This is a genomic window from Pseudomonas chlororaphis (assembly GCA_001023535.1).
GTDB lineage: Bacteria > Pseudomonadota > Gammaproteobacteria > Pseudomonadales > Pseudomonadaceae > Aquipseudomonas > Aquipseudomonas chlororaphis_E.
Genome location: CP011020.1, coordinates 4,032,626 through 4,054,624 on the forward strand (window position 1 = coordinate 4,032,626; position 21,999 = coordinate 4,054,624).

Genomic DNA, 21,999 nt, shown 5'->3' on the forward strand with positions numbered 1-21,999 from the left:
AAGAGGATTGAGTCAGCTGCGTTGGGGCTGCTGCGCAGCCCAGCGGGGATAAATCCCCTCGCCACATTGGATCGCGGTTAATTCATCGAGGTGTCGCGACCCAGGCGCAACTCGGCGCACAGGCCGCCGCCGTCGCGGTTGCTCAGGGTCAGCGAGCCGCCCATGGCGATTGCCAGTTGCTGGGCGATGGCCAGCCCCAGCCCGGTGCCGCCGGTTTCCCGGTTGCGCGAGCTTTCGACCCGGTAGAACGGCTTGAGTACTTCGGCCAGTTCCTGTTCGTCGATACCGGGGCCACGGTCCAGGACCTGGATCGACAGTTGCCCGTTGTCGGTGGGCTGCACATGGAGCTGGGCCGCGCCGCCGAATTTCAGTGCGTTGTCCACCAGGTTGACCAGCACGCGCCGCAAGGCATGGGGGCGGGTGTCGATGACCGCGGCGTTTTTTCCGGACAGGTGCACGTCCTTGCCGGTGTCCTGGTAGTCGAACACCAGGCTGTCGAGAAACGCGTCGAGGTTGATTCGGCAGCTGGCCTCGGTGGCGCCATGGATGCTGCGGGCATAGGCCACGCCTTCGCGCACGAGGTGCTCCATCTCGCTCAGGTCGCTCCAGAGCTTGTCCTTTTCCAGGCCATCGTCCATGAACTCGGCGCGCAGCTTCATGCGCGTGATGGGCGTCTGCAAGTCATGGGAGATCGCCGCCAGCAACTGCATGCGCTCCTTGAGGTAGGCGGCGATGCGGTCCTGCATGGCATTGAACGCCTTGGCGGCGTGCAGCACCTCGGTGGGGCCTTTTTCGTCCAGGCGCACGCTGTGGGCATTCGGGTCGAGGGTTTCCACCGCCTGGGCCAGCCGGGTAAGCGGGCCGACGGCAATGCGCACGGCCAGCCAGGTGCAACCGATCAACAGCGCCAGTTGCCCCAGCAAGACCATCGGCAACCACGGCGACAGCGGCACCATTGCCGGGCGCACGTCGATGGTCAACGGGCTGCCGTCGCTCAAGCGAAGGTGAGCCTGGTAGTGCTTCTGCGGCCCGGGCAGGTCGGTGAAGGTCAGGGCGTAGGCCTGGCCGATGGCGTCCTGGATCGAACTCATCGAGATCGGCGCATCGTCGGTCTGCATCGGCTGGCCGGCCTGGCCTTCTTCCAGCAGGTAGCCGTAGTTGCGCCGGGCGAGTTTCGGCAGCCAGGCCGGACGCTCGGCGGCGGGCAGGCGGTCGAGGATGGCGACGGAGGTGGCAACGTCGGTTTCCAGGTTGCCGAGCATGGTCGACTTAGCGCTCTGGTAGCGCTCGTAGTACTGGGCGCCGAAGGACAGGCCCTGGGCCAGGATCAGGCCGACCAGGAAAATCAGCGACAGCCTCGACGCGAGGGTGCGTGGCCAGCGCAGCGGCAGGTTCATACCGACGCCTCGAGGATTTCCACCGGCAGCGAGAACACATAACCTTCGCTGCGCACGGTCTTGATGTAGGCCGGTTCCCGGGCATCGTCCAGCAGGCGCTGGCGCAGGCGGCTGACCAGCAAGTCGATGGAACGGTCGAACAGGTCGGCGTCCCGGCCCTGGGTCAGGTTGAGCAACTGGTCACGGTTGAGCACCCGCTGCGGATGGTCCAGGAACACCCGCAACAAACGGTACTCGGCGCCGCTCAGGGCCACCAGGGTGCCGTCGGTGTCCAGCAGGTGGCGGGCGGTGGTGTCCAGGCGCCAGCGACCGAACCCCAGCAGGCGACCGCTTTCGGTGACCACCAGGTTGGGCGGCAGCATGCGGGTGCGGCGTAGCACGGCGTTGATGCGGGCCAGCAGTTCCCGGGCGGCGAAGGGCTTGACCAGGTAATCGTCGGCGCCCATTTCCAGGCCGATGATGCGGTCGGTTTCGTCATTGCGGGCGGTGAGCATCAGCACCGGCGTAGCCTTGTGCTTGCCGGCGCGCAATTCGCGGCACAACACCAGGCCGTCATCGCCGGGCATCATGATGTCGAGCACGATCAGGTCCACCGGGGTGGTCTCCAGGAACGCCCGCATCTGCCGGCCATCGGCGACGACGGTGGTGCGCAGGCCGTTCTTCTTCAGGTAGTTGCCCACCAGCTCTCTGATCTCGCGATCGTCATCCACAATCAATACGTGATCGACATGATCCATGGTGCCCAGTCCCCTTGGCGTTTCGGTGTGGTCAGTCTACAGGCGCCAGCCGGCGCGGCCCGCGGCGGTTTGTATTGCAGTGTATCTGGCGCGCGACGGATACACAGGAATGCAAAAAGCCCCCCGGCCCGATACAGGCGCGATACCTGGGCAGCATTCAATGGCGTCCAACGGGGCAACGCAACCGGCCTCGACAGAAAACTCATTGACTGCACCGAGGACACCGCCATGAACACCAAAGCCATCTACGCCGCCTGCCTCTTCGCCGCCCTGAACATCTGCACGCTGTCCGCCCGGGCCGAAGGCAACGTCCAGGCGCAAACCTACACCTACGGCACCCACCTGGACATCCAGAAAGTGCTCTCGATGACCGAAGATGCCGGCCCGGACTGCGGCGTGGTCAACGCCCACATGACCTACCTGGATTCGGCAGGTCACCAGCAGGCGCTGGACTACAGCAAGTTTTCCGATCATTGCAGTGACGGGAACTGAGTCCCTCAACCTCGTGGCGAGGGAGCTTGCTCCCGCTGGGCTGCGCAGCAGCCCCCGACGATTTGACACCGAGGCGCCTGGATTGGGGCCGCTGCGCGACCCAGCGGGAGCAAGCTCCCTCGCCACGGTCACGCTTGTTTATTGAGGTGATGCCATGCTTCTGATCGCTTTCCTCGGCGGGATCCTGACGATCCTCAGCCCTTGTATTCTGCCCGTGGTGCCGTTCCTGTTCGCTCGGGCCAATCGTGCGCCGGGTTCCATGTTGTTGACCCTTGGCGGCATGGTGCTGACGTTCGCCCTGGTGTCGAGCCTGGCGGTGGTCAGCAGCGACTGTGTGCTGCGCGCCAGCAACGTCGGCCGGCAAGTCGCCCTGGCGGTGATGGTGCTGTTTGCCTTGTCGCTGATCTTCAGCCGGGTCGGCACCTGGCTGGCACGGCCGCTGGTGCACCTGGGCAACCGGGTGGACGCCGGCGCCGGGCGCCTGGGTGGGCCGCTGGCATCGGTGCTGATCGGCGTCGCCACCGGGCTGCTCTGGGCGCCTTGCGCCGGGCCGATACTCGGCGTGATCCTGACCGGTGCCATGCTGCAGGGCGCCAACGCCGGAACCAGCCTGTTGCTGCTCGCCTATGGCCTGGGCAGCGCCTTGTCCCTGGGCACCTTGATCTTCGCCGGACGCGGCGTGGTCTCCCGGCTGAAGCTGTCCTTGCCGGTGACGGCCTGGCTGCGCCGGGGCAGCGGAGTGGTTGTGCTGTTGGCTGCGGTGGCGATTGGCACCGGTGCCGATGATCGGTTATTGGCCAACACCTCTTCACAAGGGGGCGCGAGCCTGGAGCAGAGCCTGCTGGACAAGGTGCCCAAGGCGATCGACTACGTGGTCAGCAAGGCCAGCGCCAGCCCCATGCCGACCCTTGAGGCCAAGGGAGACATGCCTTCGCTGGACGGCGCGGTGCAATGGTTGAACTCGCCGCCGCTGAGCGCCGAATCGCTGCGCGGCAAGGTGGTGCTGGTGGACTTCTGGACCTACGACTGCATCAACTGCCAGCACACGCTGCCCTACGTGAACGGCTGGGCGAAGCAATACGAGAAGGATGGGCTGGTGGTCATCGGCGTCCATACCCCGGAATACGGCTACGAGAAGATCATCGACAACGTGCGTGAGCAGGTGCGCAAGCTGGGCATCCACTACCCGGTGGCCATCGACAATCAATATGCGATCTGGCGTGCCTTCGACAACCAGTACTGGCCGGCGCATTACTTCATCGACGCCAAGGGGCAGGTGCGCTACAGCCACTTCGGCGAAGGGCGCTATGCCGAGCAGGAACAGGTGATCCAGCAGTTGCTGCAAGAGGCCAAGGCGGACGCAGCCGCAATTCATCACACCAAAGGTCAATAGTGCACAAACCCTGTGGCGAGGGGATTTATCCCCGCTGGGTCGCGAAGCGGCCCCAAAACCTGACGACTCGATGCGTCAGATAGATCTACGGGGCTGCTTTGCAGCCCAACGGGGATAAATACCCTCGCCACGGGGGGCGCACGTCAGTGCTGGCCCCTTGCTTGCGAAAACGTCGTCAAACTTCTTTTATTTCAGAATGTTGAGCGACAAACCTATGCAAATTTCTATGTCGAGCCTGGCGCGATGGGGCGCGGTGACGGTTCTCCTGGCGGCCGTCTCGCTTGAGGTCCAGGCCAGGGCGCTGACGCAAAACCAGCAATCGGTGTGTCGCTGGGGATCGGACATCGCGGCAGGGGCACAGGCCTCGAAACTGTCCGGGATCACCCTGTACGGCGCACGCAAGAAACTGCAGGTGCGCAAGTTTCCCCGGCCCTGGATGCGCATGACCGCCCTGGGCATCACCGAGCAGACCTACAACAGTGCCTCGCGCCTCAAGCCCGCCGCAGTCAAGCAGACCTACTACGAGCAGTGCGTGCGCCACGAACTGGCGCAGAAATGATCGAGCACCAACCGCGCTAAGCCGGCCTGCGCCCCGGCATTTCGATGCCATGCTGGTGGACCCGTCGATACAGGGTCGCCCGGGAAATGCCCAGGGCGCGGGCCGCGGCGGTGGGCTTCCAGCGATGGCGCACCAGGGCATCGAGCAGCGCCTGGCGTTCCGGGCTGGCGCTTGGTTCCGACGCCTCCAAGGCAACGTCACTGCCGTGCAGTGACTCGGGCAGGTGGCGGAGTTGGATCACGTCGGCGTCGGACACCGCGCAGGCGTAGCGCAGCACATGGCGCAACTGGCGGATATTGCCCGGCCAGTGATAGCCGAGCAGGCATTCCAGGGCCGCGTCGCTGCATTGCACAGGCGTGCCGCACAGCGCCGCCTCCTCGGCGAGAATACGATTGATCAGGGCCAGTCGATCCGTGCGCTCGCGCAGCGGTGGCAGTTGGAAGCGGGCGCCGCCGAGGCGGAAGTACAAGTCTTCGCGAAATTCGCCGCTGGCCACCAGCGTCTCCAGGTCGCGGTGCGTGGCGCAGATCACCTGGATGTCGACGGCCTTGCGCCGTGAAGCACCCAGCGGCGCCACTTCGCCTTCGGCCAACACCCGCAGCAGGCGGGTTTGCAGCGCCAGCGGCATGTCACCGATTTCATCCAGGAACAACGTCCCGCCATCGGCTTGTTGCAGCAGGCCTTGCATGCCTTTGGCTGACGCGCCGGTGAAGGCCCCGGCGACATAGCCGAACAACTCGCTCTCGATCAGGCTTTCGGGAATCGCCGCGCAATTGAGCGCCACGAACGGGCGATCACGACGTTCGCTGGCCTGGTGTAGTTGACGGGCGAACACTTCCTTGCCGGACCCGGTTTCGCCCTGGACCAGCACCGGCAGGTTGCGGTCCTTGACCCGTACCGCCAGGCGCAGGCTGTCGGCCAGGCGTGGATCGAGCTCGGTCGGTGCCAGCGCGACCCGGGGCCGACTGGTGGCCCGCTGGCGTGGCGCGCTGAGGCGGCCGTGCAGGGCTGGGCCGTTGCCGTGGCCCAGCAGGGGGTAGAGGTGTTCATCCCGGGCACGGTGCAGCCACTGTTGATCGAACACCTGGCTGATATGGCTCGGCAACTGGCCGTAGCGTTCCAGCAGGTATTGGCGGGCAGCCGGGTTCAGCGCTTGCAGGCAACCGTCGTCGTCCCAGGCGAAGAGGAAGTCCGGTTGGCTGTCGACATAGCCGGCGTTGCGGTGACCGCGCAGCACCCAGTAGCCCTGGGCGCTGCTGAGGAAAAACGCTTGTTCGATCTCCCGGGCGCTCTGCACCACCATTTGCCGGATCAGGTGCTGCGAGCGCCGATCATCCGGTGAGCGCACCGCCGACACGTCCAACACGCCGAGCAGTTCCCCCTGAGGGTCGAAGACCGGGGCCGCCGAGCAGGTCAGGCCGATGAACGCGGCGCGGAAATGATCGCGCTTGTGCACCGTCACCGGTGCCTTGGCCGTGAGCACGGCCGCCACCCCGCAGGTGCCTTCTTCACCCTCCGACCAACAGGTGCCCAGGTAAAGCCCGGCCTTGCGGCAGTCGTTGCGCAGGGTGGTTTCCACGCGGTAGTCGATGGTTTGGCCCTGGGCGTCGGTCAGCAACACGCAGTAATCGGCGTCGCGCACCCGACCATGGAGGCGGGCGACTTCTTCGCTGGCGATGTTGAGGAACAGTTCTGAGCGCTCGCGACACTGCTTGAGCACGTCCTCGGAGAGGATGCGCGGGCCCTGCAAGGAGCCCGGGTCCAGGTGGTGTTGCTCCATGGAGCGACGCCAGGAGTCGAGGATCAGGTCCGGCACGGGCAACTGGGGCAACCGGTCGGCGTTCTTCACCACGCGGCTGACGCAATCGACATGCGCCCGGGAGTGAGCGGAAAGCATGGGGCCTCCGATTCAGCTTCTTATCGTTGTGCGCCCATTAAGCGCCGTTCGCCGGACGCAGACAAGCCTGGCCGGCCTCTGGACCAGGGTGAGACGCCACGTCTCACGGTCTCGGCAAGCACCCGTGCAGGCTGACATGCGGCGTCTCACGGGGCCTGGCCTCTGGCACCCGCTCATTTCGTCTGGAGGCCTCTGGACCGGGCTTTCAGCGGGTTTTCTCAAGAACTGGCACCGGCCTTGCTCTGTGCCTAGGGCCCGCTCGACGGGTCTTCGAATAATAAAAACGAGGTGCGCCCATGTCTTTCTGCCCAGGTCGTTTTCCCTTCACGCTGACGGTGACGTCATGAGTCGCCGGCCCTTGACGGTGGGCATCATCGCCAACCCGGCATCGGGCCGTGACGTTCGGCGCCTGACCGCCAACGCCGGGCTGTTTTCCAGCACCGACAAGGTGTCGGTGATCCAGCGCTTGCTGGCCGCGTTCGGGGCCACGGGTGTCGAACAGGTGTTGATGCCCACCGACATGATTGGCATGGCCGCCGCCGTGCTGAAGAACAGCCACAGCCGCCAGGCGCGCAGCAGTCACTGGCCGGCCCTGGAGTTCCTTGACCTGACCCTGCGCCAGACCGTCGAGGACACCCGACGGGCGGCGCGGTTGATGGCCGAACGCGAGGTCGCGCTGATCGCTGTGCTGGGCGGCGACGGCACCCACAAGGCCGTGGCTGCCGAGGTCGGCGACATCCCGCTGCTGACCCTGTCCACCGGCACCAACAATGCTTTTCCCGAACTGCGCGAGGCCACCAGTGCTGGCTTGGCCGGCGGGTTGTACGCCAGTGGCCGGATTCCGGACTCGATCGGCTTGCGCCGCAACAAGCGCTTGTTGGTCTGTGATGCCGGACGTGGCTTGCGCGAAGTCGCCCTGGTGGACGTCGCCGTGTCGCCGCTGCGCTTCGTCGGCGCCCGTGCCATCAGTCGCGCACAGGACCTGGCCGAAGTCTTCGTGACCTTCGCCGAACCGCAATCCATTGGCCTGTCGGCGCTGTGCGGCTTGTGGTTTCCGGTTTCACGCCAGGCACCGGGGGGCGCCTGGATGCGCCTGGACCCGCAATCCCCCGAAGCGTTGCTGGTGCCGCTCGCGCCAGGGCTGCTGCAAGGCTGTGGCGTGCTCGCTGCCGGGCCCCTGGAACCTGGCATCGCCCACGGCCTGTCGCTTTCCAGCGGCACCCTGGCCCTGGACGGTGAGCGGGAAATCGAATTCAACGCGCAGGACCGGCCCACGGTCACCCTCGATGCCGGCGGCCCGCTGAGCATCGACGTCAATGCGGTGCTGGCCTACGCCGCGCAACACCGTTTGCTGGCAATCGGCCGCGAACACCCGCAACACCCTCTGAATCTTCAAGAAGACACCCCAGGAGAATAAAAATGTCGACACCGCTCACCCACGATCAACTGCTGCATGCCTACCAGGTGATGCGCACCATCCGTGCGTTCGAAGAGCGCCTGCACGTGGAATTCGCCACCGGCGAGATCCCCGGCTTCGTCCACCTCTATGCCGGCGAAGAGGCGTCGGCCGCCGGGGTCATGGCGCATCTGGGCGATGACGACTGCATCGCCTCCAACCACCGCGGCCACGGCCATTGCATTGCCAAGGGCGTGGACGTCTACGGGATGATGGCCGAGATCTACGGCAAGAAAACCGGGGTCTGCCAGGGCAAGGGCGGCTCGATGCACATTGCCGATATCGAGAAGGGCATGCTCGGCGCCAACGGCATCGTCGGGGCGGGCGCGCCGCTGGTGGTCGGCGCCGCGCTGGCGGCTCGGCTCAAGGGCACCGACAGTGTCGCCGTGGTGTTCTTTGGCGATGGCGGCTCCAACGAAGGCGCGGTGTTCGAAGCCATGAACATGGCGTCGGTGTGGAACCTGCCGTGCCTGTTCATCGCCGAGAACAATGGCTACGCCGAAGCGACCGCCTCCAATTGGTCGGTGGCCTGCGATCACATCGCCGACCGCGCCGCCGGCTTCGGCATGCCCGGGGTCACGGTGGACGGTTTTGATTTCTTCGCCGTCCATGAAGCCGCCGGCGCCGCGGTCGAGCGTGCCCGGGCGGGCGAGGGGCCCTCGCTGATCGAGGTCAAGCTGACGCGCTACTACGGCCACTTCGAGGGCGACGCCCAGACTTACCGGGCGCCTGATGAGGTCAAGCATTTCCGCGAGCACCAGGACTGCCTGATGCAGTTCCGTGAACGCACGACCCGGGCCGGGTTGCTGACGGTCGAGCAACTGGACCTGATCGACAAGGAGGTGGACCTGTTGATCGAGAACGCGGTGTACAAGGCCAAGTCCGATCCCAAGCCCACCGCGGCGGACCTGCTGACCGACGTCTACGTCTCCTACCCCTGAACGCCCCTATAAAACAAGAACAGAGAATTCCATCATGGCGAGAAAAATCAGTTATCAGCAGGCAATCAACGAAGCCCTGGCCCAGGAAATGCGCCGCGACGCCAGCGTCTTCATCATGGGCGAAGACGTCGCCGGCGGTGCCGGTGCGCCCGGTGAAAACGACGCCTGGGGCGGTGTGCTCGGCGTCACCAAGGGCCTCTACGACCAGTTTCCCGGGCGTGTGCTCGACACCCCACTGTCGGAAATCGGTTACGTCGGCGCGGCGGTCGGCGCGGCCACCTGCGGCGTGCGTCCGGTGTGCGAACTGATGTTCGTCGACTTTGCCGGCTGCTGCCTGGACCAGATCCTCAACCAGGCGGCGAAGTTTCGCTACATGTTCGGCGGCAAGGCCGCCACGCCGTTGGTGATCCGCACCATGGTCGGCGCCGGCCTGCGCGCCGCCGCCCAGCATTCGCAGATGCTCACTTCCCTGTGGACCCACATCCCAGGGCTCAAGGTGGTGTGCCCGTCCTCGCCCTATGACGCCAAGGGCCTGCTGATCCAGGCGATCCGCGACAACGACCCGGTGATCTTCTGCGAGCACAAATTGCTCTACAGCCTGCAGGGCGAAGTCCCCGAAGAGCTCTACACCATCCCGTTTGGCGAGGCGAATTTCCTGCGCGACGGCAAGGACGTGACCCTGGTGTCCTACGGACGCATGGTCAATACCGCCATGGACGCGGCGCGCAGCCTGGCCGGGCGCGGTATCGACTGCGAAGTCATCGACCTGCGCACCACCAGCCCGATGGACGAGGACAGCATCCTGGAGAGCGTCGAGAAGACCGGCCGCCTGGTGGTCATCGACGAGGCCAACCCGCGCTGTTCCATGGCCACGGACATCTCGGCGCTGGTGGCCCAGAAAGCCTTCGGTGCCCTCAAGGCTCCGATCGAAATGGTCACCGCGCCCCACACGCCGGTGCCGTTCTCCGATGCCCTGGAAGACCTGTACATCCCTGACGCGGCGAAGATCGAGCAAGCCGTGCTCAACGTGATCGAGTGGAGCAAGCGCTGATGAGCCAGATTCATACCCTGACCATGCCCAAGTGGGGCCTGTCGATGACCGAAGGCCGGGTCGATGCCTGGCTCAAGGAGGAGGGCCAGGCCATCACTAAGGGCGATGAGGTGCTGGACGTGGAGACTGACAAGATCTCCAGCAGCGTCGAGGCGCCGTTTTCCGGCATCTTGCGTCGGCAGGTCGCGCGCCAGGACGAGACCCTGGCGGTCGGCGCCTTGCTCGGCATCGTGGTGGAGGGCGAAGCCAGCGAGGCCGAGATCGACGCCGTCATCGAGCAGTTCCAGTCCAGTTTCGTGCCGGGCGATGCCGCCGCTGAGGACACCGGGCCGAAACCGCAGAAAGTCGAGCTGGACGGCCAGGTGATCCGCTACTTCGAACGTGGTGAAGGGGGCACGCCGTTGGTGCTGGTGCACGGCTTTGGCGGCGACCTGAACAACTGGCTGTTCAACCATGAAGCCTTGGCGGCGGGCCGTCGGGTGATTGCCCTGGACCTGCCGGGCCATGGCGAATCCGCCAAGGCCCTGCAACGTGGCGACCTGGATGAACTGAGCGGCGTGGTGCTGGCCTTGCTCGATCATCTGGACATCAGCGTCGCGCACCTGGTGGGGCATTCCATGGGTGGAGCGGTGTCGCTGAACGCCGCGCGCCTGTCACCCCTGCGAGTGCGCTCCCTGACCTTGATCGGCAGCGCCGGCCTGGGCACGCAGATCAACGGCGGTTACTTGCAAGGCTTCGTCGAAGCCGCCAACCGCAACGCCCTCAAGCCGCAACTGGTGCAGTTGTTTTCCAATGCCGAGCTGGTCAACCGGCAGATGCTCGACGACATGCTCAAGTACAAGCGCCTGGAGGGGGTGGACGCAGCCCTCAAGCAACTGGCGGCGACGCTGTTCACCGACGGCCGGCAACAGACCGACCTGCGGGAGGTGGTGCAGGCCGGCCACGTACCGACGCTGGTGATCTGGGGCAGCGACGACGCGATCATCCCGGCGGCCCATAGCGAGGGGCTGGCGGCACGGGTCGAGGTGCTGTCCGGCCAGGGCCATATGGTCCAGATGGAGGCGGCCGAGCAGGTCAATCGGCTGATCCTCGAGTTCATCCAGCAGCACTGACTCATCCGGGCGGCGAGCGAATCGCGGCCCCCTCAATTTCTGGAGGCAACACGATGAACGTTTCAATCACGCCTACCCGCAGCATGCGCGCCGCCGTCTGGCATGGCCGCAACGATATTCGCGTCGAAGACGTGCCACTGCCGGTGGCGCCGCCTGCCGGTTGGGTACAGATCCGCGTGCACTGGTGCGGCATCTGTGGTTCCGACTTGCATGAATACGTGGCCGGGCCGGTGTTCATTCCGGTGGACGCGCCGCACCCGCTGACCGGGATCAAAGGGCAGTGCATCCTCGGCCATGAGTTCTGCGGTGAGATCGTCGAGCTGGGCGCCGGGGTGGAAGGTTTCAGCGTCGGCGAGCCGGTGGCGGCGGATGCCTGCCAGCATTGCGGCACTTGCTACTACTGTACCCACGGGCTCTACAACATCTGCGAGAACCTGGCCTTCACCGGCTTGATGAACAACGGCGCCTTTGCGGAACTGGTCAACGTGCCGGCCAACCTCTTGTACAAATTGCCCGCCCACTTTCCGGCCGAGGCCGGTGCCTTGATCGAGCCGTTGGCGGTGGGCATGCACGCGGTCAAGAAGGCCGGCAGTCTGTTGGGCCAGAACGTGGTGGTGGTCGGCGCCGGCACCATCGGCCTGTGCACCATCATGTGCGCCAAGGCGGCCGGCGCGGCCCAGGTGATCGCCCTGGAAATGTCCGGCGCGCGCAAGGCCAAGGCCCTGGAAGTCGGCGCCAGCCATGTGATCGACCCGAACGACTGCGATGCCCTGGCCGAAGTGCGTCGTCTGACGGGTGGCCTGGGCGCGGATGTGAGCTTTGAGTGCATCGGCAACAAACACACCGCCAAACTGGCTATCGACCTGATCCGCAAGGCCGGCAAATGCGTGCTGGTGGGGATTTTCGAAGAGCCGAGCCAGTTCAACTTCTTCGAATTGGTTGCCACCGAGAAGCAGGTGCTGGGCGCGCTGGCCTACAACGGCGAATTCGCCGACGTGATCGCCTTCATCGCCGATGGCCGCCTGGACATTTCGCCGTTGGTGACCGGGCGCATTCAACTGGAGCAGATTGTCGGGCAAGGGTTCGAGGAATTGGTCAACAACAAGGAACACAACGTCAAAATCATCGTGTCGCCCGCACGGATCTGAGAGCGCCTGAGGTAGGCGATTTTTGGCGATGGCCGGCGACGGTCATCGCCCTTTTTTTACCCGACTGAACCGCCCGGAATCCTGTGGGAGCGGGCTTGCTCGCGAAGACGGCGGTCTATCCAGCATGGTTTTGTCAGACAGACCGCTTTCGCGAGCAAGCCCGCTCCCACAGGCCGTGATCTCTCACAGGCGGTGATCTATGGGGGCTTCAGAGGCCGACATCCGGCAGCACCGGCCGGTTGGCCAGGGCCTTGGCCATGATCTGCTCCACATACACCCGGTCTTCCTCAGGCAAGGCCAGGCGGGGAGGGCGGGTGAGGGCGCTGCCGCGGCCGGCGATGGCTTCGCAGAGCTTGATGCATTGCACCAGGTCGGCGCGGGCGTCCAGGTGCAGGATCGGCATCAGCCATTCGTAGATCGGCATCGCCTCGGCGAAACGCCCGGCGCGGGCCAGGCGGAAAATGGTTTCGCCTTCCTTCGGGAACACGTTGGACATCCCCGAGACCCAGCCTTCGGCGCCCACCGCGAGGCTTTCCAGCACGACGTCGTCCAGCCCGGCGAACAGCACGAAGCGGTCGCCCACTTCATTGCGCACGTCGATGAAGCGCCGGGTGTCGCCGGACGAATCCTTGAAACACACCACGTTGTCGCAGTCGGCCAGGGAAATCAGGATGTCCGGGGTCACGTCGTTCTTGTAGATCGGCGGGTTGTTGTAGACCATCAGCGGCACGTCGGCCTGGCGCGCCACGTAGCGAAAATGCTCGGCGGTCTCGAACGGCTTGGAGCCGTAGACCAGCGCCGGCATCAGCATCACGCCATCGACACCGACCTTGCGCACCGCGTTGGCGACCTTGGCCGCCTGCACGCTGGTGAACTCGGCCACCCCGCAGATCACCGGGACCCGGCCACGGGAGGCGTCCACCGCGACTTCGGTCACGGCGATCTTTTCCTCGGCGCTCAACGAGGTGTTTTCCCCCACCGAACCACAGACCACCAGGCCCGAGACGCCGTCACGGATAACGTTGGAAATCACCTGGTGGGTTTTTTCCAGGTTGATGGAAAAGTCATCGTTGAATTGGGTGGTGACGGCGGGAAATACGCCGCTCCAGTTGATGCGTTTGCTCATGGTTGTCTCCGTTTTGGTATTTCGTATACGTAGGCGAATATGAATGAAGCGAATGTTTTATGTGGCGAGGGAGCTTGCTCCCGCTGGACTGCGGAGCAGTCCTGAAAACTGACGACTCGGGGTATCAGCCAGATTGCGGGGCCGCTTCGCGCCCCAGCGGGAGCAAGCTCCCTCGCCACGGTGGGGTGTCATCATGCGCCGGGCCAGGTATCTGAAAGCCGATAGCCCTGCGGCCATGGGTCAGCCGGATCCAGCAGCAGTTGATGAGTGCCGGTGATCCACGCCCGCCCGGCGATGCACGGATAGATCGCCGGGCGTCCGGCCACGTCGGTTTGCGAGTCGATGCGGCAGTGGAATTCGGAGCCGATGATCGAGCGTCCGATGAATCGGTCGCCCACTTGCATCAACCCTTTGGCCTGCAGGACGGCCATGCGCGCCGAGCAGCCGGTGCCGGTGGGCGAACGGTCGATCTTGCCGGGCTGGATCACCACGGCGTTGGCGCCGGTGGCGATGCCGTTCTCCATGACCAGCGGCGCGGCGATCTGGCAGAACGAAATGTGCGACCAGTCGGGGTTCAGCGGATGGACGAAGCCCAACTGCTCATTGGCGGCGCGGGTGATCTTCAGGCCCATGGCCACCAGCTCGGCGGCTTCACAGGGCTGGATGGCGAAACCCAGGCGCTGGGCGTCGACGATGACGAAACTGTCACCGCCATAGGCCGTGTCCACCTGCAGCGAGCCCAGGCCTTCGACCTCGATCCAGGCGTCGAGGCGGTCGGCGAAGGAGGGCACGTTCTTGATTTCCACCCGTTGCACCTTGCCGTCGCGGCAATCGGCCACGGCTTCGATCAGCCCGCCGGGGGCCTCCAGCACCAAGTGGGTCTGGGGCTCGGTCATCGGCAGGATGCCGCTGTCCAGCAGCACGGTGGCCACGCACAGCGAGTTGGAACCGGACATCGGCGGGGTGTCGGCCGGCTCCATGATGATCCAGGCCATGTGTGCCTTCGGGTGCTTGGCCGGCACCAACAGGTTGACGTGCCGGAACACGCCGCCCCGGGGTTCGTTGAGCACGAAGTTGCGCAGGACCTCGTCCTGGGCGATCCAGCGCGATTGCTCCCACACCGTCGCACCGGGCGGTGGCGCGACGCCGCCGACGATCACGTCGCCGACTTCGCCTTCGGCGTGGCAACTGACGATGTGAAGGATCCTGGATGAGCGCATTGGCTACTCCTTGTGTTGTTCATCGCGGGCTCTTCGCGGGCAAGCTCGCTCCCACAGGGTTCGGGGTTGAACACAAATCCCCTGTGGGAGCGGGCTCGCCCGCGAAGGCGTCACCGGCTACTTCACCGACCGGAGAAACGCCGCCGTCTCCGGCTGCATTGGGTTGCCGATCACCTGGTCCGGCGGCCCGATCTCGTGGACCCGGCCGTTGCAGAAGAACGCCACGCGGTCGGACACGTCCCGGGCGAAGCGGATCTCGTGGGTCACCAGCACCATGGTCATGCCGTCCTCGGCGAGCAGGCGCATGGTGTCCAGCACTTCGCCCACCAGTTGCGGGTCGAGAGCCGAGGTGGCTTCGTCGAAGAGCATGTAGTGCGGTGACATTGCCAGGGCCCGGGCGATGGCCATGCGCTGTTGCTGACCGCCGGACAGTTTGCTCGGGAACGCCTTGAGCTTGTCCCCCAGGCCCACGTGCTCCAGCTGTTTCACCGCCAGGGCTTCGGCGTCCTGCCTGCTCTTGCCCAGGACCTTGCGCGGGGCCAGCATCACGTTCTCCAACACGGTCAGGTGGGGGAAGGCGTTCCATTGCTGGAAGACGATGCCGATCTTCTGTCGCAAGTGATTGAGGTCGGTGGCGCGGTCATGGACCTCCACCCCGTCCACGCGGATGCTGCCCTTCTGGATCGGCTCCAGGCCGTTGATGCACATCAGCAGCGTCGACTTGCCGGAACCCGAGCCGCCGATGATCGACACCACTTCACCCTTGTCCACGGTGAGGCTCACGCCCTTGACCACTTCCAGGTCGCCAAAGGATTTGTGCACGTTTTCAATCTCAATCATTTTCCTGCCACCTTCTTTCCAGGCGTGCGCCGAGGCGGGCGACCACCAGGCTCATGACGTAGTAAATGAGGCCCGCGATGCACAGCACCAACAGGGGTTCTTGAATGCGTGTGACGATGGTTTGCGAGGCGCGCAGCAGTTCGACGATGCCGATCCACATCACCAGGGCGGTGTCTTTCATCACCCCCAGCACCAGGTTCAGCCAGCCGGGAAACGCCACGCGCGTGGCAATCGGCAGGACGATGAAGCGCAGGTCCTGCAGGTAGCTCAGGCCAAGAGAACGGCTGGCCCGCCGCGTGCTCAGGGGCACCGCCAGCACGCCGCCGCGCACGATCTCGGTGAAATAGGCCGCGGCGTAGACCCCCAGCACCATGCAGCCGACCGCAAAGGCGCTGAGGTCCAGGCCGACGATGCTCTTGAGCGAGTTGAACAGCACGAACTGGATCAGCAACGGCACACTGCGAAACACGTCCAGCACCCAGGCCAGCGGTAGGCTGGCACGGGGCAGCAGCGCTCGCAGCAAGCCGAACAGCAAACCGGCGAAGGTGCCCAGCAGGATCGACCACGCGGTCAACTGCAGCGTGACCCAGGCGCCGTCGAGCAGGAACAGCAGGTCGTTGACGGTGAGGCTGGTGGCAAACATGACGAGCCCTCAATAACGGAACAGGCGCCAGGACAGCAGCCTTGCGAGGCCGACGATCAGCTTGGCGATCAGGTAATACAGCACGGCCGCGAGGGCGAAGTATTCGAAGGTGCGGAACGTCTTGACGTTGTATTCCTGGGTGACGCCGGTCAGGTCGTTGTTCAGCCCGACCACCACGCCAAGGGAGGTCATCAGCACTGCCCAGACCATCTGGTTGGTCAGCGGGTAGAACACGATGCGCAGCAATTGCGGAACGATGATCATCCGGTAGGCCTGGAAGGCGCTCATCCCCAGGGAACGAGCCGCGCGCATCTGCGTGCCGGGTACGGCCTTGAGGCCACCGCGGAAGTTTTCCGCCAGGTAGCCGGCATTGTTGAAGGTGATCCCGGCCAGCAAGGCCAGCCACGAACTGACGTGCAGCCCGAGGGAGCCGAGGCCGAAGTACAGAATGTAGATCTGGAACAGCGAGGGCGTGTTGCGGGCGATGGACACCCAACCGTTGCCCACGCCCCGCAGCAGCGGATGACGTGCCTGGCGCATCACGGTCAGGACCAGGGCGATCAACACCCCGAAGATCATCGACAACGCCGCGGTCTCGAACGTCACCCAGGCCCCGGCGAGCATGTCGGGCAGGGCCCGCAAGGCCGGGCGCCACTGGAAGCTGTAGTCAAACATCGGTGGGGCTCTCCGTGCGGACGATGGGGTGCAGCCAGGCTGGCGGCTGGCCAGGGGCGCTGGCGGCGCACGCCGCCTCGACGCACTGCGCCAGGCCGGCGAAGTGCACCCCGCGTCCGACCAGGCCGGGGGCGTAATGGGCGTACTTGCCGGAGTTGGTCATCAGGGTGGTGGCGTGGGCGGGGATCAGCGGTTCGCCGACCATGCACCAGCAGGTGTCGGTCACCAGCACCGCGCCGAACGCCTCGATGACGGCCAGGTGCCCGGCGTCGCGGGCCTGCTCCAGTACCGCCCGGCCACAGGTGATGGCCAGGACCACATCCGGGTGCTTGATCCGGCCGGCGCAGAGGCTCGCCAGCGCCGCGAACTCGCTGAGGGAGAAGTGCGGATTGCCCAGGGACACCACGTCCACCCGCGTGTCTCGGGCGCTATTGAGCTCGCGCCAACTGGCCAGCAGGCCAGCCGTATCGACTGTTTCCAGCGGCAACGGGGCACCCGGCGCCAGCACATCGTTCGGGTCGAGGGCTTCGGGTGTGACCCCGGCGATGTGGAACAACGGTGCGGCGCTGGTGGTGGCGAATGCCGCGCCGAAGGCTTTCAGGTCGTCCAGGTTGGGCATGGCATGTTCCAAGCCGCGGATCAACGGAATGCGCCGGCCCGCCAGGGCACCAATGTGGTAGCCCAGCAGCGGGTAGAAACTGTCATCCATGTGCGCCGGCTGCGGCACGTCGACAAGCAGCCCGGCCAGGCGCTGGTCGTCGAGATGGCAACCGCTCGACGGAGCGCGTCCACACAGGGCGATGCAGATGTCGAGAAAATCCGGGTATTTCTGGGTTCGCGCGCCCAGCACACTGTTGGCGTAGACCACCGCGTTGGACTCGGCCCAGACGATCTGCTCGCCAGCCTTGGGGGCCGTGTCCAGCAGGTAGGGCGCGCAGGTAAAGCTCAACTGCGCGCCCATCGCCATGTAGGCATCGCCCAAGGCGCTGGCGGGCTCGCCGAGCGCTGGGTCGACGCCCAGTTCCCGCCAGCGGCGCTGGTCCACGGAAATCGAATTGAGGGTGGTGGGCACGCGTACCCGGGCGCCCCATTGCACCAGTTGTTCGGCAAAGCGCAGGCTGGCCGGGCCGGTGTAGATACAGCCGTCGATGTGGGCCTGGGTCACGTCCAGCAAGCGCGTCGCGCCCTGGATCTCGGCCATGCGCAGGACAATCTGCATCGCCACCTGGGCGGCCTTGCCGTGGGCGCCGTCGAGCAGCGCCCGGTCCTGTTCGGTGAGGTCCAGGGACACTGGCGCGGGTGACTGCCACGGCACGTCCATCGCACGCCAATGATCCTGAGGGCGTCGGCCGGACAAGGTCAGGCGGTTACCTTCAACGCGCACGAAACCCTGGCCGCGAAGGCGATTGAATGCCTCATGGCCCACGCATACCACTGGCAGAGAACGCTGGAAAATCACCTGCGCCACCAGCACACCGAGGGTCAGGATCTCATCCGCTTCGGCCAGCACCAGGGCGGCGGGGGCGTGGTCGTTGCTGATCAACTCCATCAGCACGCTGCTGCCGGTGCAGGAGCCGCGCCCGCTGGGAATCGCCAGCACGCGCCCGGCCAGGCGCTCGCCGCTCAACGGATGGTGGCGGTCGATGACCTCGCCGCTGGCCGGGTCCACTCCCCCCCAGAAACTCAGGCCGACGTCGGCGAACAGCAGGGCGCCCTGGGCGGCACCCTCCACCAGGCTGCGGACTTTGACACGCACAGGCGTGCTTGGCATGCCCCGATCCTCAGTAGTAGACCTGGGGAACGGTCAGGTTGGCCGGCGGGATATCGGTGCCGACCCATTTGACGAACAGTTCCTTGTAGCGACCGGTGCGTACCTGCTGGTTGACGAACAGGTTGAGGTAGTTGAGCAGGCCGTACTCGCTGCGCTTGGCGCCGAGGGACACGTAGTCGATGACATAGGGCGCGTCGCCGGCGATCTTCAGGTTCTTGTATTTACCCGACTTGAGGGTCGCGGCCGCCACGGTGTTGGTCACGACCGTTGCATCGATGTGGCCTTGGGCGACGGCCAGCAACGTGTCGTTCTGCGACTGGTAGGCGCGGAAGCTGCCGCTGCCCCAGTTCTTCTGGTCTTTTTCCAGGGCGATGGCTTCGTAGGTGCCGCTGGTGTTGCCGACGGCCTTGCCCTTGAGGTCGGCGAAGGTGTTGATGCCGGTGTTGTCGCGGGTCAGCACCACCATCTGGAAGGCGAAGTAGGGCACCGTCAGGCCGACGGTCTTGGCCCGCTCCAGGGTGTCGGAGGTGGACGCGACGATGACGTCGGCGCGCCCGGAAATGAGCGCCGGGATCCGGTCCGGGAACGGCGTCTCCACCACTTCGGCGTCTACCCCCAGGACTTTCGCCAAATCTTGGCAATAGTCCACGTCGAAGCCTGCCGGTTTGTTGCTCTCGTCGCGAAAACCCATGGGTGGGAAGTCCAGGGTCACTGCGCAACGCAGTTTGCCGGAACCGATGATGTCGTCGAGTTTGTCGGCCTGGGCCGGGGCGATGAACAGGGGAGTGAGGACAACGCTGAGGGCTACGGCCAGTGCAGGGTTCTTCATATATGCCTCGCTGTCGAATAAGTGCGGTGAAATATCGTATTGAGGATTTCGTATACGATATTAAATAAGCAAGCGGCGTGCCCATTTCCCGGCAGGAGGCGGGCACGCGTTAAGAGGAGCGGTCTAGAGGCGTTAGCCTGGAAAGGTGGCTGACAAGGAGGCGATCAGCGGAGGCCCGATGGTGTTACAGATGGGAGCAAACGCGCCGCGCAGTGCCCCGTAAAGGAACAGGGGTCAGCGATGGTTTTCCCGGAACTGACTCGGCGACAGGCTGGTCAGGGCGCGAAACTGACGGCTGAAGGCGCTGTGATCGGTGTAACCGCAACGCAGGGCGATCTCAGTGATCGGCACGTCCTGCTCACGTAACAGCCGCGACGCTTCTTCCAGGCGCGCCTTGTGGATCATCTGCCGGGGCGTGAGTTGGAAGATGCGCTTGCAGTGACGCTCCAGCTGGGCCACCGACAACCCGGCGATGGCCGTCAGTTCGGCCAGGCTGATGGGGTGGGCGAAATGACGCTTGATGTGGGCATCCACCGCCACCAGTTTCTGAAAGGCCGGATGGCTGGATTGCGGCAGTTGCAGGTCGCGGGAAATGCCGGCGAGGCCGACGATCCTGCCGTTCGGGTCACGCAAGGCCAGTTTGTGGGTCAGGCACCACACCGGCTGGTTGCCGTAGTACAGGTGCAATTCCAGTTGGTCGGCCAGTTCGCGCCCGCTGGCCAGGACCTTGCGGTCCTGCTCGGTGTACAGCGGGCCGAAACGCTCGGGGAACACCTGTTCGGCGGTGAGCCCGAGCAGGTCGGCGCTGCGTTTGAAGCCGCAGCGCCGGGCCAGTGTCTGGTTGACGAAGGCGTAGCGGGCCTCGCGGTCCTTGATGAAGAACACCACGTCGGCGAGGGTGTCCAGCAGCGGCGCGATGGGGTGCAGGCTACCCAGCAGGGTTTCCAGCTCGCAGGGGGTGAAGCTGTTGAGCGAGGGGTACATGGTTCAGCGACGCCTTTTTCAGAGCGGGCTTGTGTGTGTCGGGAGTGTCGGATGGAAATGGGGTGCTTGTCACGTAGCCTTCGCGAGCAGGCTGGTCCGGCTGCACTCCAAGCCCTGTGGGAGCGAGCTTGCTCGCGAAGACGCTACTCCTGCCTCCCTGGACGCGCTGACCCACCCCATTGGCGATCAAGCTCGCCCGACACGCCGTCTGGTGTCAGGTGGGGGCGTTTTCTCCCAGCGCCAGCAGCGTTTCGATCCGCGCCGGGCTGAACGGTGGGCGAGGCGTGGGCGGTGTCCAGCCAAACAGATGCTCCAGCGCGGCGCCGCACACCCGGCCTTGGCAGGCGCCCATGCCGCAGCGGCTGGCCAGTTTCGCTTCGCGCCAGTTTTCGTGGCCGAGCAGGTCAGCGTAGGGGACGTCTTCGCAGCGACAGACCAGGGTGTCGGGGCGAGCCAGGGTCTTGAGTCGGGCATCGAGGGCGAAAGCGCGGTTCAATGCCCGGGCGAACGCCTGCCAGCGTGCCCGGCGCGGCCAGAGTCGCTGGGCCGCGGCGCTGTTGCCAACCGCCGCAAAACCGGCGATGGCGCCTTCCACCTGCGCCAGTTCGCTGCCGCCGAACCCGGTGCATTCACCGGCGGCGTAATACCCGGGCCGGGTGGTGGCTTGCCAGGCGTCGACCGCCAGGGCCTGGTCTTGCACACCGCAGCCCAAGGCCTGGCCGAGCTGGACATTGGGAACAAGGCCGAAGCCACAGGCCAACCGATCGCAGGCCAGTTCCACGGTCTTGCCCTGCTGGAACAGGCGCACGCCTTCGAGGCGGTCCCGACCCAGGGCTTGCAGCACATGACTGTCGGTGCGGTAGTGGGCATCGAGCAGGCTGAACGACTGCAACCACTTGTTTGGCCAACGCGGCAATTGCGCGGCGAAACCCAGCACGCGGGCGCGGTTGGCCTGTTCGGCAATGCGCAGCACCTGCGCGCCCTGATGTTTCGCCGTGGCGGCACTGGCCAGCAACAACGGACCGCTGCCGGCGATCACCAGGCGTTCGCCACGCACCGGCAAGCCGCCCTTGATCAATGCCTGCAAGCCTCCGGCGCCCGTCACGCCGGGGAGTGTCCAGCCGGGGAAGGGCAGCAGCAGTTCACGAGCGCCGGTGCAGAGGATCAGGCGGTCATAGCTGATGGACCAGCCGCGCTCGGTATCTTCCACCAGCAGGGTCTTGTCGGCGGCGCAGGCGATCACCCGAGTGCCGGGGTAGCACTGCACGTTGTCACAGGCTTGCAGTTGCTCGCGCAGGCGCCGCGCCTCGGTGGGCAGGTTGGCCTGGGGGCCGTCGCGCCAGATCTGCCCGCCGGGCAGCGGGTTGTCGTCCAGTACCACGATGCGCATGCCGCTGCTGGCCGCCGCCAGCGCCGCGCCCATGCCGGCGGGGCCGGCCCCGATGATCAGCAGGTCGGTGAGCTCGTTCATGGGCGGGTCCGCACGTGCATGCCATCGCGGCACACGGTCTGGCACGCCAGGCGCTGCCGGCCGTCGATCATCACCCGGCATTCCTGGCAGATGCCCATGCCGCACAACGGCGCGCGTCGCTGGCCACTGACCGAGGTGCGACTGCAACCGTCGGAGCCCAACGCCAGCGCCGCCGCGACGCTGGTGCCGCTGGCGACCGAGAGTGGGTGGCCGTCGAGGAGGAGTTCAGGCATGGGGCTGAGACCTTCAGTTGAATG

The 21,999-nt window shown here is 65.4% G+C and carries 21 protein-coding genes; 8 read left to right on the plus strand and 13 right to left on the minus strand.

The features are described 5' to 3' along the window. Positions 1–77: 77 nt before the first annotated feature. Positions 78–1,397, minus strand: coding sequence for an ATPase (locus VM99_17690; GenBank protein ID AKJ99810.1), 1,320 nt, complete (start codon positions 1,395–1,397; stop codon positions 78–80). Beyond that, positions 1,394–2,134: a chemotaxis protein CheY gene (locus tag VM99_17695; GenBank protein AKJ99811.1), complete on the minus strand. Its 741-nt coding sequence runs from the start codon at positions 2,132–2,134 to the stop codon at positions 1,394–1,396. Before VM99_17695 ends, VM99_17690 begins: the two co-directional genes overlap by 4 nt. Positions 2,135–2,362: 228 nt before the next feature. Between VM99_17695 and VM99_17700 the strand changes: the two genes are divergently transcribed. The 3 genes from VM99_17700 to VM99_17710 all read left to right on the plus strand — a co-directional run bounded on the left by VM99_17700 (position 2,363) and on the right by VM99_17710 (position 4,578). Further along, positions 2,363–2,626 (plus strand): hypothetical protein, encoded by a 264-nt coding sequence (locus VM99_17700; protein ID AKJ99812.1) that lies wholly within the window; start codon positions 2,363–2,365, stop codon positions 2,624–2,626. A gap of 154 nt (positions 2,627–2,780) precedes the next feature. Continuing rightward, positions 2,781–4,019, plus strand: a complete 1,239-nt coding sequence (locus VM99_17705; protein AKJ99813.1) for a cytochrome C biogenesis protein — start codon at positions 2,781–2,783, stop codon at positions 4,017–4,019. Positions 4,020–4,233: 214 nt separating this feature from the next. Then, positions 4,234–4,578 carry a Valyl-tRNA synthetase gene (locus VM99_17710; GenBank protein AKJ99814.1) on the plus strand — a complete coding sequence of 115 codons (345 nt, stop codon included), beginning with the start codon at positions 4,234–4,236 and terminating at the stop codon, positions 4,576–4,578. Positions 4,579–4,594: 16 nt separating this feature from the next. Here VM99_17710 and VM99_17715 read toward each other — a convergent pair whose 3' ends face one another. After that, the gene (locus tag VM99_17715) at positions 4,595–6,475 is read right to left on the minus strand and encodes a Fis family transcriptional regulator (protein ID AKJ99815.1); all 1,881 of its coding nucleotides are present in this window, start codon (positions 6,473–6,475) and stop codon (positions 4,595–4,597) included. 343 nt (positions 6,476–6,818) lie between these two features. Here VM99_17715 and VM99_17720 point away from each other — a divergent pair, with 343 nt between their 5' ends. Genes VM99_17720 through VM99_17740 form a run of 5 tightly spaced genes read left to right on the plus strand, consistent with a single transcriptional unit; the run spans position 6,819 to position 12,183 of the window. Then, on the plus strand, positions 6,819–7,892 hold the full coding sequence (locus tag VM99_17720) for an ATP-NAD kinase (GenBank protein ID AKJ99816.1): 1,074 nt from the start codon (positions 6,819–6,821) through the stop codon (positions 7,890–7,892). A 2-nt stretch (positions 7,893–7,894) separates the two neighbouring features. Next, positions 7,895–8,872, plus strand: a complete 978-nt coding sequence (locus VM99_17725) for an ABC transporter substrate-binding protein (GenBank protein AKJ99817.1) — start codon at positions 7,895–7,897, stop codon at positions 8,870–8,872. A 34-nt stretch (positions 8,873–8,906) separates the two neighbouring features. Continuing rightward, positions 8,907–9,923, plus strand: coding sequence for a pyruvate dehydrogenase (locus VM99_17730; protein ID AKJ99818.1), 1,017 nt, complete (start codon positions 8,907–8,909; stop codon positions 9,921–9,923). Continuing rightward, positions 9,923–11,035: an acetoin dehydrogenase gene (locus VM99_17735; protein ID AKJ99819.1), complete on the plus strand. Its 1,113-nt coding sequence runs from the start codon at positions 9,923–9,925 to the stop codon at positions 11,033–11,035. The genes VM99_17730 and VM99_17735 overlap by 1 nt, the downstream gene beginning before the upstream one ends. A gap of 53 nt (positions 11,036–11,088) precedes the next feature. Further along, a complete protein-coding gene (locus VM99_17740) occupies positions 11,089–12,183 on the plus strand; it encodes a butanediol dehydrogenase (GenBank protein AKJ99820.1) in 1,095 nt (364 codons plus the stop codon). A gap of 208 nt (positions 12,184–12,391) precedes the next feature. Here VM99_17740 and VM99_17745 read toward each other — a convergent pair whose 3' ends face one another. From VM99_17745 to VM99_17790, 10 genes are all read right to left on the minus strand, one after another. Continuing rightward, positions 12,392–13,309, minus strand: coding sequence for a dihydrodipicolinate synthase (locus tag VM99_17745; protein AKJ99821.1), 918 nt, complete (start codon positions 13,307–13,309; stop codon positions 12,392–12,394). A 191-nt stretch (positions 13,310–13,500) separates the two neighbouring features. Next, a complete protein-coding gene (locus tag VM99_17750) occupies positions 13,501–14,529 on the minus strand; it encodes a hypothetical protein (GenBank protein AKJ99822.1) in 1,029 nt (342 codons plus the stop codon). A 117-nt stretch (positions 14,530–14,646) separates the two neighbouring features. Then, entirely contained in the window at positions 14,647–15,369 is a 723-nt protein-coding gene (gene glnQ, locus VM99_17755) for a glutamine ABC transporter ATP-binding protein (GenBank protein AKJ99823.1), read from the minus strand. Then, positions 15,362–16,012, minus strand: a complete 651-nt coding sequence (locus tag VM99_17760; GenBank protein AKJ99824.1) for an amino acid ABC transporter — start codon at positions 16,010–16,012, stop codon at positions 15,362–15,364. Before VM99_17760 ends, glnQ begins: the two co-directional genes overlap by 8 nt. Before the next feature lie 9 nt (positions 16,013–16,021). Beyond that, positions 16,022–16,687, minus strand: a complete 666-nt coding sequence (locus VM99_17765) for an ABC transporter permease (protein AKJ99825.1) — start codon at positions 16,685–16,687, stop codon at positions 16,022–16,024. After that, positions 16,680–18,458: a hypothetical protein gene (locus VM99_17770; GenBank protein AKJ99826.1), complete on the minus strand. Its 1,779-nt coding sequence runs from the start codon at positions 18,456–18,458 to the stop codon at positions 16,680–16,682. Before VM99_17770 ends, VM99_17765 begins: the two co-directional genes overlap by 8 nt. A gap of 10 nt (positions 18,459–18,468) precedes the next feature. After that, positions 18,469–19,287: an amino acid ABC transporter substrate-binding protein gene (locus VM99_17775; GenBank protein ID AKJ99827.1), complete on the minus strand. Its 819-nt coding sequence runs from the start codon at positions 19,285–19,287 to the stop codon at positions 18,469–18,471. A gap of 234 nt (positions 19,288–19,521) precedes the next feature. Next, entirely contained in the window at positions 19,522–20,271 is a 750-nt protein-coding gene (locus tag VM99_17780) for an AraC family transcriptional regulator (protein ID AKJ99828.1), read from the minus strand. Positions 20,272–20,485: 214 nt separating this feature from the next. Next, the gene (locus tag VM99_17785; protein ID AKJ99829.1) at positions 20,486–21,742 is read right to left on the minus strand and encodes a pyridine nucleotide-disulfide oxidoreductase; all 1,257 of its coding nucleotides are present in this window, start codon (positions 21,740–21,742) and stop codon (positions 20,486–20,488) included. Beyond that, positions 21,739–21,975, minus strand: coding sequence for a (2Fe-2S)-binding protein (locus tag VM99_17790; GenBank protein ID AKJ99830.1), 237 nt, complete (start codon positions 21,973–21,975; stop codon positions 21,739–21,741). The genes VM99_17785 and VM99_17790 overlap by 4 nt, the downstream gene beginning before the upstream one ends. Positions 21,976–21,999 lie beyond the last annotated feature (24 nt).